This is a genomic window from Corynebacterium sp. TUM25020 (assembly GCF_056388495.1).
The window spans coordinates 72,152-85,701 of record NZ_JBWJFG010000007.1 but is presented as its reverse complement, the minus strand read 5'-3'; the positions used below and the strand labels follow the sequence as shown (position 1 = coordinate 85,701).

The 13,550-nt window shown below is 58.9% G+C and carries 13 protein-coding genes; 6 read left to right on the top strand and 7 right to left on the bottom strand.

The features are described 5' to 3' along the window. Positions 1-283: 283 nt before the first annotated feature. The 6 genes from tyrS to AC05K6_RS08495 are packed head-to-tail and all read right to left on the bottom strand — an operon-like array spanning position 284 to position 5,825. Positions 284-1,570 (bottom strand): tyrosine--tRNA ligase, encoded by a 1,287-nt coding sequence (gene tyrS / locus AC05K6_RS08520; RefSeq protein ID WP_408925786.1) that lies wholly within the window; start codon positions 1,568-1,570, stop codon positions 284-286. Positions 1,571-1,616: 46 nt separating this feature from the next. Then, positions 1,617-1,784: a Trm112 family protein gene (locus AC05K6_RS08515; protein ID WP_408925787.1), complete on the bottom strand. Its 168-nt coding sequence runs from the start codon at positions 1,782-1,784 to the stop codon at positions 1,617-1,619. 48 nt (positions 1,785-1,832) lie between these two features. Then, positions 1,833-3,278, bottom strand: a complete 1,446-nt coding sequence (locus AC05K6_RS08510; RefSeq protein ID WP_476728315.1) for a vWA domain-containing protein — start codon at positions 3,276-3,278, stop codon at positions 1,833-1,835. A 2-nt stretch (positions 3,279-3,280) separates the two neighbouring features. Continuing rightward, positions 3,281-3,409: a hypothetical protein gene (locus AC05K6_RS08505; RefSeq protein WP_476728314.1), complete on the bottom strand. Its 129-nt coding sequence runs from the start codon at positions 3,407-3,409 to the stop codon at positions 3,281-3,283. A gap of 60 nt (positions 3,410-3,469) precedes the next feature. After that, positions 3,470-4,135, bottom strand: a complete 666-nt coding sequence (locus AC05K6_RS08500; protein ID WP_035002562.1) for a hypothetical protein — start codon at positions 4,133-4,135, stop codon at positions 3,470-3,472. Positions 4,136-4,169: 34 nt separating this feature from the next. Continuing rightward, positions 4,170-5,825, bottom strand: coding sequence for a vWA domain-containing protein (locus tag AC05K6_RS08495; RefSeq protein ID WP_408925789.1), 1,656 nt, complete (start codon positions 5,823-5,825; stop codon positions 4,170-4,172). 215 nt (positions 5,826-6,040) lie between these two features. Here AC05K6_RS08495 and thiC point away from each other — a divergent pair, with 215 nt between their 5' ends. From thiC to AC05K6_RS08465, 6 genes are read left to right on the top strand one after another with little or no spacing between them, the layout of a single operon-like run. Continuing rightward, on the top strand, positions 6,041-7,957 hold the full coding sequence (thiC, locus tag AC05K6_RS08490) for a phosphomethylpyrimidine synthase ThiC (protein ID WP_293791946.1): 1,917 nt from the start codon (positions 6,041-6,043) through the stop codon (positions 7,955-7,957). Beyond that, positions 7,947-8,609: a thiamine phosphate synthase gene (locus AC05K6_RS08485; RefSeq protein WP_476728313.1), complete on the top strand. Its 663-nt coding sequence runs from the start codon at positions 7,947-7,949 to the stop codon at positions 8,607-8,609. Before thiC ends, AC05K6_RS08485 begins: the two co-directional genes overlap by 11 nt. A 42-nt stretch (positions 8,610-8,651) precedes the next feature. Then, entirely contained in the window at positions 8,652-9,818 is a 1,167-nt protein-coding gene (gene thiO, locus AC05K6_RS08480) for a glycine oxidase ThiO (RefSeq protein ID WP_476728312.1), read from the top strand. 44 nt (positions 9,819-9,862) lie between these two features. After that, the gene (gene thiS / locus AC05K6_RS08475) at positions 9,863-10,081 is read left to right on the top strand and encodes a sulfur carrier protein ThiS (RefSeq protein WP_476728311.1); all 219 of its coding nucleotides are present in this window, start codon (positions 9,863-9,865) and stop codon (positions 10,079-10,081) included. Between the two features lie 10 nt (positions 10,082-10,091). Beyond that, positions 10,092-10,895: a thiazole synthase gene (locus AC05K6_RS08470; protein ID WP_293791951.1), complete on the top strand. Its 804-nt coding sequence runs from the start codon at positions 10,092-10,094 to the stop codon at positions 10,893-10,895. Next, the gene (locus AC05K6_RS08465) at positions 10,895-12,082 is read left to right on the top strand and encodes a ThiF family adenylyltransferase (protein ID WP_476728310.1); all 1,188 of its coding nucleotides are present in this window, start codon (positions 10,895-10,897) and stop codon (positions 12,080-12,082) included. Before AC05K6_RS08470 ends, AC05K6_RS08465 begins: the two co-directional genes overlap by 1 nt. Here the strand turns inward: AC05K6_RS08465 and argH are convergent. Continuing rightward, positions 12,079-13,518, bottom strand: coding sequence for an argininosuccinate lyase (gene argH, locus AC05K6_RS08460; protein ID WP_476728309.1), 1,440 nt, complete (start codon positions 13,516-13,518; stop codon positions 12,079-12,081). The genes AC05K6_RS08465 and argH overlap by 4 nt on opposite strands. Between the last annotated feature and the right edge of the window lie 32 nt (positions 13,519-13,550).

Below are 13,550 nucleotides of genomic sequence, written 5' to 3'. Positions count from 1 at the left end.
ACGAGAAGCTGAAACAAGTCACAAAGCAAAAGACATACAATGCATCAGAATCAACACAAAGGTTGGTCAACAAAGTATCTAAACTTGGTTCATCACGCTATTGAGTTCTCAAACAACCTACGCACACCGATCGTCTAAGTCAGAATCTTTGTCCTGCTCGCTCTCGGCGACTTGATTTAATGTACACCCGCCCCAACAAACACACAAATCCCCTGGTAGAAGCGCAAAAACGCAACTACCAAGGGATCGCTTTAGCCGTTATAGGCCGTGTGGCGTGGCGTCACTATGAAGAAGCCCCAACACGCGCACCGGCGAAACGCTTCTTGCCCTTGCGAAGCACCAGCCACGATCCGTGCAGCAGATCGTCGGCGGACGGGGACCATTCGATGTCCTCGATGCGCTGGTTGTTCACGTAAGCGCCACCCTCCCCGACGGTACGGCGGGCGGCACCCTTGGACTTCTCCAGACCGGACTCGACGAGTAGGTCCAGGATGGTGACATCGGGACCGACCTCGGCAACCTCGGTTTCCTGCAGTGCGGAAGATAGGGTGGCCTCGTCCAGATCCTGCAGCTCAGCCTTGCCGAACAGCGCCTGGGCGGCCAACTCCACGGCCTCGGTGGCAGCAGCGCCGTGCACCAGAGTGGTCATCTCGCGGGCCAGAACTCGCTGCGCCTCGCGCTTGAAGGGCTCCTCGGCGACCTTGCGCTCCAGCTCCGCGATCTCCTCCTGGGAAAGGAAGGTGAACCAACGCAGGTAATCAATCACCACGGAATCACCAGCGTTAATGAAGTACTGGTACCAGGAGTACGGGCTGGTAAGCTGCGGATCCAGCCACAGCTTGCCACCGCCGGTGGACTTGCCGAACTTGTTGCCCTCCGCATCGGTGACCAGCGGCACGGTCAGGCCGTGTACCTTGGCACCGTTCACGCGGCGGTTCAGATCCACACCAGAAACGATGTTGCCCCACTGGTCGCCACCGCCGATCTGCAGCACGCAGTCGTACTCGTTGTGCAGGTGCACGTAGTCGTTAGCCTGCAGCAGCATGTAGGAAAACTCGGTGTAGGAAATGCCATCCGATTCCAAGCGGCGCTTCACGGTATCGCGGTCCAGCATGGTGTTCAGCGAGAAGTTCTTGCCGACATCGCGCAGGTACTCAATGACGTTCATCTGGCTGATCCAGTCAGCGTTGTTAACCATCACGGCCGGGCTGTCCACGTCGTTTTCGCCGGTGAAATCGACGAATGCCTCCAGCTGCTTCTTGATGGCCACCATGTTCTCACCGATCTGCTCTTCGGAAAGCATGGAGCGTTCGCCCACATCGCGCGGGTCGCCGATCATGCCGGTCGCGCCACCAGCCAGGGTGATCGGGCGGTGGCCGAACTGCTGGAAGCGCTTCAACATAATCAGCGGCACCAGGTGGCCCGCGTGCAGGGAGCTACCCGTCGGGTCGAAACCGCAGTACAGCGTGATGGGATCCTGCGTGGCCTCCTTCAACGCCTCCAGGTCCGTGGACTGATTAATCAGGCCGCGCCACTGCAACTCGTCAATGATGTTCTTGTTGTCACTCATGCGTATTCGTTCTCGTTCCTCTTTTATGCGTTGCTACTTGACGGGGTTACTTGACCGGCCAGTCTTGAGCTTCTTCGACCAGCAGCACCGGGATACCATCCTGCACCGGATAGGCCTTACTCAGGCGGGGGTTCACCAAATAGTCACCGTGATCCTCCAGCGGCTGCTTGTCGATGGGGCACGCGAGGATCTCTAGGAGCTTCTGGTCAATCATGTTGCCCAGTCTAGCTGGTGGCTTGGGCTACTCTCTTAGTGACGCCCCCTACGTAGCCCAATACTTACTGGCCCTGTCCAGGGCAGTGGCCAGGCCGCCCTCTTTGGCCTTAAAGACTTCACCGCCGGTCTCTTCAGCAAGACGCTGCATGTCCTCTGCGTTTTCATTGCCGTAATGGACGATGTATACGGGGAAAATTACCCCCTCCTTGCGCTCCCTGTCCCTCAGTTCGTGCGACCATTCCGCATAGTCCACACCTTTGGCAGGTGCTCCACTAGTCAGCAAGACTATTGACTGTCCTTGAATCAAGTTTCCTCTTCGCGGAATTCGCAGGTATTCCCTGTACAGCTGGTAATAGATATTGGCCTCTTGCCGGGGCGCCATACGGTCTACGTAATCCTTTAGAGCGCGTGCATGCTTTGGATCATCTGAGGAATAGTCCTTTTGGGTGAACGCTTTGCTCGAGGATGTACTGGATGTTGTGATATTTACCGCTCTGCCATCGACCCCCGCTTGTTCACCAAGCAAATCGAGTACGTCCTTCTTTACTTCCCTAAGGTTTTCCCCTTGCATGGAAGCGGAAACGTCGACTAGCAGGTTGATGTCTCTGGGGCGAAGCAGCTCCTCCCGATAAAAGCGCAATGTGTTATCGAACTCCTGCTTGGAGCTAGGGAGCTTATGAGTGGTTGTATCAGCACGGCGTTGCCCAGGTGAGTCGCCCAATTCAACTCGTATTTTATCCCGGAGTTCGTTGCCATGTTGAGTGATCCAATCAGCGAAGGCTTTCGTCTTAGCATGAGCAGAAGCCTCAGCTTCTTCGTCATCTGGATTCTTGATCACCGAAATCGGAAAGTCGTTAAACCCGATCCTGTCAGCGGGGATAACAAAGGTAATTTCTCCGTTATCCCTTAAAAGTTTCTCATCAGAAGAAAACGCGAAAACTGCTTGAGCAACATCATCTGTAGCAGAGAATCTGTCATACAATTCATCAGAAGTATCGCTTAAAAGCACCTGAGCGCCGAAAAACTTCTTCAATTGAGGATGAACTTTACCTGCAACCTCTTCTGCTAAGTCATCTGATTGCAAGCCCCCGATCTTGTATAGTATGCCGATCAGAGACTGCATCCCCAGGTTGGATTTGCCCGGATCTGCCATACCAAAAGTTAGGTCTCCCCTTGTGACCGCTTCCCGGACATCGTTCCACGTAACTTGCTTCTTCCGCCATCCCAAACGATCCAGGTCTTTGCTCCTTAATGCGAGCCCCAACGTATCCGAAGCCAACCCGTAGCTCTCTCCGAGCGCCTCATTGTTTTGCAGGTTCACATAGGAGTTAGTCGCCAACCAGACTGCATCGTACTCATCCCCTAGCTCCCCATTAGCAATCTTCCGGGAAAGCTCAACTGTGTCTCCCCCGCGGTCAATCTCGACTTGCATTCCGTAGTCACGCTTCGCTTCCACCCACAGGAACGGACTGAATGGAATGTCATTCGCCATCACTATCCGCAGCGGGCGCTCATCTTCTCCTCCATCACGTTTTTGGCTACAGTCCCCACAGCCACAAAAAACACAACAAGGATAAATACGAGGAGAATACTGGCGGTCTTTTTGGAGAAAGCATTAGTCATTTCTTCAACTCTATTTGTGCGCTAACCGATGCATTATCTTGAAACCTAATTGATTTATACTCATTCCTCGGGCTTCCGTAGCACGCCGAATTCTAGTTCTAGGAATGTGCGATTGTCCTTCAGCTCTTGGAGGTTATCTTGCATGATCGCTTGGTGGACTTTGTCCATTTCCGATTGCAAAACTGCCAGCGAAGCACGGAAATCCTCAACGGCCTGGTTATGCGTTGCAGTCGGCATGTCATCAAGAATTCGGCAGGTCTCTGGGAAATAGACGTCCAAAATGCGGCGAACCTTGTTCTCTTGCGGCGGATCCGCAGCCAAGTGATCCCACTCGTGCACAACGTCCTTGCACGTGCTGTAGAAATGATCGAGATCCGCGTAGAACTCTTGGCGCTGCTGGCCGGAGACGCGCACGGATTCTTTGAGATGCTTAGAGTGGGTGCGGATGCCCTGTAGGGACTCGGTAGGAACCTCATAGAACGCGGGAGCTGGTTTACTAAAAGGTTCGTGCCGTTTCTTTTCCAGAGAGTGCTTCCCATCCTGGATTGGCTTCCCCTCTAGCGACTTTTGTTCCTGTCCTTCCGGCATGAGCATCCCAGCAGCACCGGCGAGGGCTCCCGCCACGACGATCCACAGAGATCCTAGATCCACCGCAGCATGCAAGCCCACGATCGCGACGAAAACGACAAGCCCAGCAACGATTTTCGGAAAGTACTTGGAGTTCATGGTTTCTTTCCTACCCTGTCTTACTGATTGCGGCCTACTGGTAACTGCGGATCTCTTCGAACGCCTTAGACAGATCACCGCTACGAGCGTTGAAAACCTTGCCACCGGTGAAGTCCGCCAGGAAGTTCATCTCCTCCTCGCTGGCCTCCCCATAGAGGATGACGAACACCGGGATCTTGCGGTCAGTCTCGGCCATCTTGCGCTTCATCTTGGTGATGAACTCCTGGCGATTCGTGCCGGAGTTCGACTCACCATCGGTCATCAGCACAATCGAATTCAGGGAACCGCCGCCTTCACCCACACGGTCGTAGGCGCGCAACACGGCGTCATAAATCGCAGTTTCACCACGGGGCTGCAGACCATTGACGTAATCCCGCAGGCCTCGACTCTGCTCCGCGCTGTCCGGGTCGTAGTGCTCCTGGGTGTATCCATCGGCAACCTTGCTACTGAAAGGCATAAGGGTGATCGTTTCGCGACGGCCGAATCCCTTCGGATTACCGTCTTCACCTGCGGTGCCGTCGATAAGCCTGTTCAGGATGCCCTTCAGATCTGCCAGCCGGTTGCCTCGCATCGAGCCGGACGTGTCGAGCAGGAAATTGCTGTCAGCGGGGCGGCGAAGGTCATCCCGATACAGGCTGACAAGAGAACGTATGTGATCCTTCGATGTCGGATACTCGTAGTAGTTTTGGGAGCCCTTGTTTTCCGCGTCCTTGCCCGAAACGATCAGGTGGGTTCGCTCTCCTACCTCTTCGCTGTGCTCTTTAAACCAATCGGCTAGGGCTTCGACCTTCGCTATGGTGTCCGCCTCAGGCTCCGTTTCGCCGGGCTTCGTGAGCGCCGAGAGGGGGTAATCGGCAGCGCCCGCGGCATCCCCGGGGACGATTACCTCAATATCCACCCCATCGTTTTCCTTCATTGATTGCAGAACGGATTGATAGTTAAAGATGCCATCCGCCTTGCCAGGGTTCTTTACGAAGGTATCGCGCAGCCAACCGGAGGATCCGGAAGTGATCGTCTGCCCGGAGAAGAAGTCCTTCATGCGTGGCTTGTCGAGAAATGCCGTCGAAAGATCGAACTTCTGCCCCTGCGGAGAGTTGCTTAGTGCCGCGGCGACCGAAAGAAGAGTAAGGAAACCGGAGTTGGATTCCTGCGGATCTGTCATGCCGAACGTCAGATCACCGCGCTTTACGGCCTCAGCGATATCCGACCACTTGACGTCTTTGTACCGCCACCCCAAGCGATTGACCGCGTCCTGTTTGAGCCCCAGAGCTACCGGCGAACGGGCAATGCTGTGATCTTCGGACTGCGGGGATGAGCCCTCCGCTCTGGCAAACGCGTTGGTTGCAAACCAGGTGGCGTCATACTTATCCCCATAATCACCATCCACCAGGTTACGAGTGTTGACGAGAGTGCCACTGTCGTACTCCATTTCAATCTCGAACCCCAAGTCCGAGGAAGCCTGTTCGATAAACGGTTCCATATCCGACAGCTCTGTAGCAGCGACAATCTTCAAAGGCTTGCTGGTGTCATAAGACTTCCCGCCAGATCCGGTAAGACCGCCGGGGAAATTCCCCGAGCCGACCACATAAGCACCTACTGCTATCAGCAGCAACACAACCACAAGGAAAAACTTTGAACTGCTCTTTTTGCCGTCATTGGCGTTCAAGCTGCTGGGGAATGTGCTCGTCATAGGCCTGATCTTATTTCACACGCAGCTACTTTTCAGGCCAAACCGATCAAGCAGACAGGGCAAAACTACAAGCTTGTGAGAGGTGCGTTACAGTGGAGAGCACAACCGAACACGGGCGCTCGAGGTATCGAGCTGAGATCGCGCTGAAGCCCCGCGCGAGTACCGCTAGAACCTGTCTGGTTAGAACCAGCGAAGGAAGAGTCAGGAGAGTCTTAATGACGGATACGTCTACCCAGAACATCACCCCCACCGACGAGTACGGCGCGGAGATTCACCCGAAGCACAGCTTCTCCCCCATCGAGAAAACGGTGGAATCCTTCGGCAAGACCTTCACGCTGCAGGTGCCGGAGACTGAGATCCAATTGGACGACTCGCCGACCGGCCCGAATGAGCCGGTGAGGATCTACCGCACCCGCGGCCCGTGGGCGGAACCCACCGAGGGGCTGCAGGGACTGCGCAGCGAATGGATCGAAGCCCGTGACGATGTGGAGGCCTACGACGGTCGTCGTCGCAACCTACTGGATGACGGCAACCGTGCCGTCAAGCGCGGACAGGCCAGCGAAGAGTGGAAGGGTTCTACCCGCGCCACGCTGCGTGCAAAGGAGGGTAAGCGTGTTACCCAAATGCACTATGCCCGCCAGGGAATCATCACCCCGGAAATGGAGTTCGTAGCGCTCCGTGAGCACTGTGATGTAGAGAAGGTTCGCGAACAGGTGGCCTCCGGTAAGGCCATTATTCCGAACAACATCAACCACCCGGAGTCCGAGCCGATGATTATCGGCAACGCCTTCACCACCAAGATCAACGCCAACATCGGTAACTCCGCCGTCACCTCCTCTATTCGCGAGGAAGTGGATAAGCTGCGCTGGGCGACCCGCTGGGGCGCGGATACCGTAATGGATCTTTCCACCGGTAACGACATCCACACCACCCGCGAATGGATTCTGCGGAACTCCCCTGTACCGATCGGTACCGTGCCGATCTACCAGGCACTTGAGAAGGTCGACGGCGTAGCCGAGGACCTAACCTGGGAGATCTTCCGCGATACCGTCATTGAGCAGTGCGAACAAGGCGTGGACTACATGACGATCCACGCAGGCGTGCGCCTGCCGTTCGTGCCGCTGACCACGAAGCGCGTCACCGGCATCGTCTCCCGCGGTGGTTCCATCATGGCCGGCTGGTGCCTGGCGCACCACAAGGAGTCGTTCCTCTATGAGAACTTCGACGAGCTATGTGAGATCTTCGCCAAATACGACGTGGCATTCTCTTTGGGCGATGGCCTGCGCCCGGGCTCCATTGCGGACGCCAACGACGCCGCCCAGTTCGCAGAGCTGAAGACCATCGGTGAGCTCACCCACCGCGCTTGGGAGTACGACGTGCAGGTCATGGTCGAAGGCCCCGGTCACGTGCCGCTGAACATGGTGCAGGTCAACAACGAAAAGGAGCAGGAATGGTGCGGTGGTGCACCGTTCTACACCCTGGGACCACTGGTGACGGACATTGCTCCGGGCTATGACCACATCACCTCTGCCATCGGTGCGGCGAACATCGCCATGGGTGGCACTGCAATGCTGTGCTACGTGACCCCGAAGGAGCACCTGGGCCTGCCGAACAAGGACGACGTAAAGACCGGCGTCATCACCTACAAGGTCTCCGCACACGCTGCCGATGTCGCCAAGGGACACCCGGGCGCCCACGAGTGGGACGATGCCATGAGCAAGGCTCGCTTCGAGTTCCGCTGGCACGACCAGTTCGCTCTTTCCCTGGACCCGGATACCGCGCAGGCGTACCACGATGAAACGCTGCCTGCCGAGCCGGCGAAGACGGCACACTTCTGCTCCATGTGTGGCCCGAAGTTCTGCTCCATGCGCATCAGCCAGGACATCCGCGATGCCTTCGGCGACGAGATCGACGAAGCGCTGGCCACCGACCAAAAGCAGTCCCTGGTCAAGGATCTGGGCCTGCCGGGCTTCGGTCGACAGAGCGTCGACGCAGCACAGAGTGCTGAGGGCGAAGAGGAAATGGCTGAGGAGTTCCGCCGCGCGGGCTCCCAGCTGTACCTGAACCGCGACGAAGCCAAGGAAGTTGCCGAGGATCTGCAGAAGGAGGCGGCAGCGCAAGGTGAGCGCTAATCACTCGCGCGCAGATCAGCTAGATCTACGTTGCTATCTGGTGACGGGCACACCCCACGAGAAGGTGGTGGATGTCGCCGCAGCAGCAGCCTCCGGTGGCGCCGGTGTTGTGCAGGTACGTAGCAAGCCCATTAGCGTGCGGGACCTCACCGCACTCGCGATTGAGGTCGCGGCCGCCGTCGCAGCTGTCAACCCAGCTACCAAGGTCTTGATCGACGACCGCGTGGACGTTGCTGCTGCCCTGATGGGCCATCACCATATCCACGGTGTTCACATCGGCCAGGATGACCTCGACCCGCGCCTGGCACGCGCTGTGCTGGGAGACGACGCAATCATCGGGCTCACCACCGGCACCCTGCCACTCGTACAGCAGGCAAACGAATACGCCGACGTGATCGACTACATTGGTGCCGGACCTTTCCGCCCCACCCCCACCAAAAATTCCGGCCGTGAGCCGCTCGGGCTGGCGGGTTACCCTGCGCTGGTGGAAGCGTCGCGCGTCCCGGTAGTTGCCATTGGCGACGTGCGCGCTGAGGACGCACGCGACCTCGCCTCTACCGGAGTAGCTGGCGTGGCGATTGTGCGGGGCTTTATGAACTCCCCCGACCCACACAGCACCGCCCGCCAAGTGCTCACTGGTTTTTCTTCATGACGCCTCCGTTTGCAACCCGCCCTAAGAGAGAAGTGAAAACCCGTGACTAATCCCAGTCCCGTCAGTTCCCAGCGCTATGCCCATATCGTGGTAGGAGCTGGAATTGTCGGCCTATCCACCGCGTTCAAACTCGTGGACTTCGGGGCAGATCCGGCGACCGTGGCAGTGATCGACCCGGCCCCTATCAGTGGGGCTTCTTTCGTCGCCGGAGGCATGCTGGCTCCAGTGGCCGAAGTGCAGTACAAACAGGAGCCGTTATACCCGCTGATGGTGGCGTCCAAAAACTTGTACGACGACCTGCTGCAACGGCTGAGCGAGAAAACTACGTGCAGCACCGGACACAGAACAGAATCAACGTTCGTGGTAGGAGCAGATCGGGCGGACGCGCGACACCTCACCGAGCTGACCGATCACCAGCACGGGCATGGAATGGAAGTGCAGCGGCTGCCACTCCGCCAAGCGCGGAAGATAGAGAGAGGCCTCAGTCCACAGCTTTCCGGCGTGGTCGAAATCCCCGGCGACCATCAAGTGAACCCACGGATGTACTGCGCGGCACTGCTGGATGCTCTGCAAAACATGGGCGTAACCATTTTCGACGAGTGCGTGAACCGCGTGGACGGCCAAGCCGGAACCGTGACAACCGACCGGGCGACATATACCGCAGGCATGGTGTACCTGTGCAACGGGTTAGGTGCCGGGCAGGTACATGGTTGGTACGAGGGCGAGCACTCACCGCTGAAGCTGCGCCCGGTGCGTGGCGACATGCTGCGACTGCGGGTACCCGAAGGAATGGACTCCCCAGCAGGGCGCGTTATCAGGGGGTTCGTGGAGGATCGACCGGTGTACATCATCCCCCGTACCGACGGAACCATTGCTGTGGGCGCAACCAGCCGGGAAGACGCGCGTCGCGGCCCGGCGGTAGACGGGGTTTACACGCTGCTGCGCGACGCGATCCGGATTGTGCCCGGACTGCAAGAGTGCGAGTTTATCGAGGCGATCACCGGCGAACGACCGGGCACCCCGGATGACCTGCCCTACCTGGGGAAGGTTGATGACAAGCTGGTCGTCTCCACCGGCTACTTCCGCCACGGCATTCTGCTGTCCGCACTGGGGGCTACAGTGGGGGCAGCATTGGGAATGGGCCTGCCGGTTCCTACGTTGGAACCGGAGATTAACCTGACCGACTGCGCGCCACTGCGACATGCCTAGAGGCAAAAGCCGCAGGCGCTGTGAAAAAGATCTAAGGAGAATCCATGAACTACACGGTCAATGACGAGCCGCGGTCGGCAGATACTGCACCGACCGTAGCCGAGGTCGTAACCGCGGAAACCGGCCGCGAGGTTTCTGATGTCGAGGGTGCAAAGGGAGTTGCGGTAGCGGTCAATCGTTCCGTCGTACCGGCCAGTGACTGGGGGCGCGCACTTGTGGAAGGTGACGCCGTCGACATCCTGATCGCCGTACAGGGCGGCTAGAGAGAAGACAATGCTGAAGATCGCGGATAAGGAATTCGACTCACACCTCATCATGGGAACCGGTGGATCCAGCAGCCAAGCGCTGTTGGAAGAAGCGCTGGTGGCCAGCGGGACTCAGCTGACGACGGTGGCGATGCGCCGGCACAGTGCGCAGACTACGGGAGGCGGCGAGAGCGTATTCGAGCTGCTAAATCGCCTGAATATCGACGTTCTGCCGAATACCGCCGGGTGCCAGACTGCACGCGATGCGATGTTGACGGCCCAGTTGGCACGCGAAGCATTGGGAACCAATTGGGTGAAGGTGGAAGTTATCGCAGATGACCACACACTGCTGCCGGACGTGGTGGAGCTGGTGGATGCCTGCGAAATGCTGGTGGCCGAGGGCTTTGTGGTGCTGGCCTACACCAGCGACGACCCGGTGGTTGCCAGGCGACTGGAAGACGTAGGCGTGGATGCCGTCATGCCGCTGGGCTCCCCGATCGGCACTGGACTAGGCATTTTGAACCCTCACAACATTGAACTGATCTGCTCCCGCGCACAGGTTCCGGTGCTGCTGGACGCAGGCGTGGGTACGGCCTCCGACGCAGCACTTGCGATGGAGCTGGGCTGCTCCGGTGTGCTACTGGCTAGCGCAGTCAATCGCTGCCAGGATCCGGTTGCGATGGCACAGGCCATGAAAGCTGCTGTGGAAGCCGGACGGTTGGCACGCGAAGCGGGACGCATCCCGCAGCGTACGCACGCGCAGGGCGCACTTGCTTCCTCCAGCTTCGATGGTCTGGCCAGCTGGGATGGCTGGGCTGACGAGGTTCTGTAATGCTCAGTGATTACACAACACTGCCCGCAGCGGAGTTAAAGCGCGTGGCACGGCAGACGATCCTTCCCGGCCACGGACTGCGGGAACAGGAGCGCCTACACGAGGCGCATGTGCTGGTGATTGGAGCGGGTGGGCTCGGTTGCCCGCTGATGCAATCACTGGCAGCGGCGGGAGTCGGTCATATCTCCGTCATTGACGATGACACGGTGGATATCACCAATATTCACCGCCAGATCCTGTTCGGCGCCAGCGACGTTGGCCGGGCGAAGGTGGATGTCGCGGGTGCACGGCTGCGGGAGCTGCAGCCCGGCCTGCGTTTTAGTGGTCTCCACGGGCGTTTTGGCGCTGACAATGCCGCTGAACTGCTAGATGGCGTGGACGTGTTGATCGACGGCTCCGATACCTTCGCGACGAAGTTCCTCGCCGCAGATGCCGCCGAGGCCACCGGCACTCCCCTGGTATGGGGTTCCGTGCTGCGTTATCGCGGTGACGTGGCCGTCTGGTGGTCGGGTTCTACCGCAGAACCGGATGGTCGAGGTGTCGGCATGCGCGACCTCTACCCCAGCCAGCCGGATCCCGACAGTGTGCCGGACTGCGCGACCGCCGGAGTGCTAGGCGTGACGACCTCCGTTGTCGCCGGTCTCATGGCCACCGAAACCATCAAGTTTCTGCGCGATCCGTCCGCGCGCATACAGCAGGTTGGGAAGCTGCATATTTATGACGCCCTTAGCGCCAGTATTCAGCATTTCAACGTCACCGCTGATCCTCAACGGCAGCTGGTTACCAAGATCGTGGCTACAGAAGCGTCAGATTGCGCGGTGAAGCCGTCGAGCAATGAGGTGGAAACGGGAGAGGCAACTTCGCTGCTACACGATCTTGAAAGTGGCGCGGCGGTCGCGATTGATGTGCGTGAACCGGGAGAGAAAGCCATCAAGGATCTGCCGACATTCGCCATCCACCCTGGCTATCACCTGCCCACCTCGGTGTGGAGCGAACAGTCGGAGCTGGCGGAACAGCTCCTTGACAGTATCGGGGCTGAAGAACCTAACGCCGACGTCGTGATCTACTGCGCATCGGGGAAGCGTTCTGCGAGCTTTGTCGAACGCTTTGAACAGCACGCCGCCGGGCAGGGAGTGCGCTTGCACAACCTGCCCGGCGGGGCGAATGAGCACGGGGTAGAGATCTAAACCAGTCGGGTCTTCTCGGCCCACGTGCGGTTTTCGTTCGCTGCCTCGCGTACGCGCTCCTTTTGCTCTGCCACGCGCACACCCGCGGTGCCACCGCGGGTAGAGCGGGAAGCTACTGCACCGTCGATAGTCAACACCTCGCGCACCTCAGGGGTCAGTGCCTCGTGCACGCCCGCCAACTCTTCGTCAGTGAGATCCACCAAATCCACACCGCGAGATTCAGCGATGCGCACGCAGGAACCAGAGGCCTCGTGAGCAACGCGGAACGGAACACCCTGACGCACCATCCACTCCGCCAGATCCGTAGCCAGGGTGAAGCCAGCGGGAGCGAGTGCGCGCAGGCGCTCCGGGTGGAAAGTGAGGGTGCCCACCAGGCCGGCCATAGCGGGCAGCAGCAGGTTCAACTGAGCCACGGAATCCGCAATTGGCTCCTTGTCCTCCTGCAGATCGCGGTTATAAGCCAGTGGCATGGCCTTCAGCGTGGCCAGCAGGCCGGTGGCATTACCGATCAAGCGGCCGGTCTTGCCACGCATAAGCTCAGCCACATCCGGGTTCTTCTTCTGCGGCATGATGGACGAGCCAGTCGACCACTCATCAGCAAGCGTGACATAACCGAACTCCGGGGTGGACCAGGCGATGATTTCCTCGGCAAGACGGGAAAGATCCACTGCCACCTGGGCAAACACAAAGGCTGCCTCAGATGCGAAGTCGCGTGAACTCGTGGCGTCAATAGAGTTATCCGCAGCAGAGTCAAACCCGAGCTCCTGCGCGATGGCCTCCGGGTCGAGCGCCAGAGAAGAACCCGCCAGCGCGCCGGAACCATAAGGGGACACGGCGAGGCGCTTGTCGAGATCCTGGAAACGCTGAACATCGCGCAGCAGCGGCTGTGCATGCGCCAATAGTTGGTGAGACAGGAGTACCGGCTGGGCGGCCTGGAAGTGAGTCTTGCCCGGCATAATGACCTCCGGGTGGCGGTCTGCCTGGGCGACCAGCGCATCGACAACATCCAGGACACCAGCGGTGATGTCGCGGATCGCGTCGCGTAGCCACATGCGGAACAAGGTGGCCACCTGGTCATTGCGGGAGCGTCCCGCACGCAGTCGACCGCCGACCTCGGGGCCGACGCGATCGATCAGGCCGCGTTCCATGGCGCCGTGGACATCCTCGTCGCTGGGATCCGGTCCGAACGAACCGTCCGCGACATCGGCGCCCAACTTCTGTAGACCGGCGATGAGGGTATCAAAATCCTCGTCGCTCAGCAGGTTGGCCTTGTGCAGCACCCGTGCGTGAGCCTGCGAGGCCAGCACGTCATAAGGAGCCAAAACCCAATCGAAGTGAGTGGACTTCGACAGGGCGGCCATCGCCTCGGTCGGGCCGCCGGAGAAGCGGCCACCCCACAGGGCGCCCTCGTTTGTGCCGTGTGCCTCGGTGGTCATGGTTGGAAATGCTGCCTTTCTTTTCCTATTAG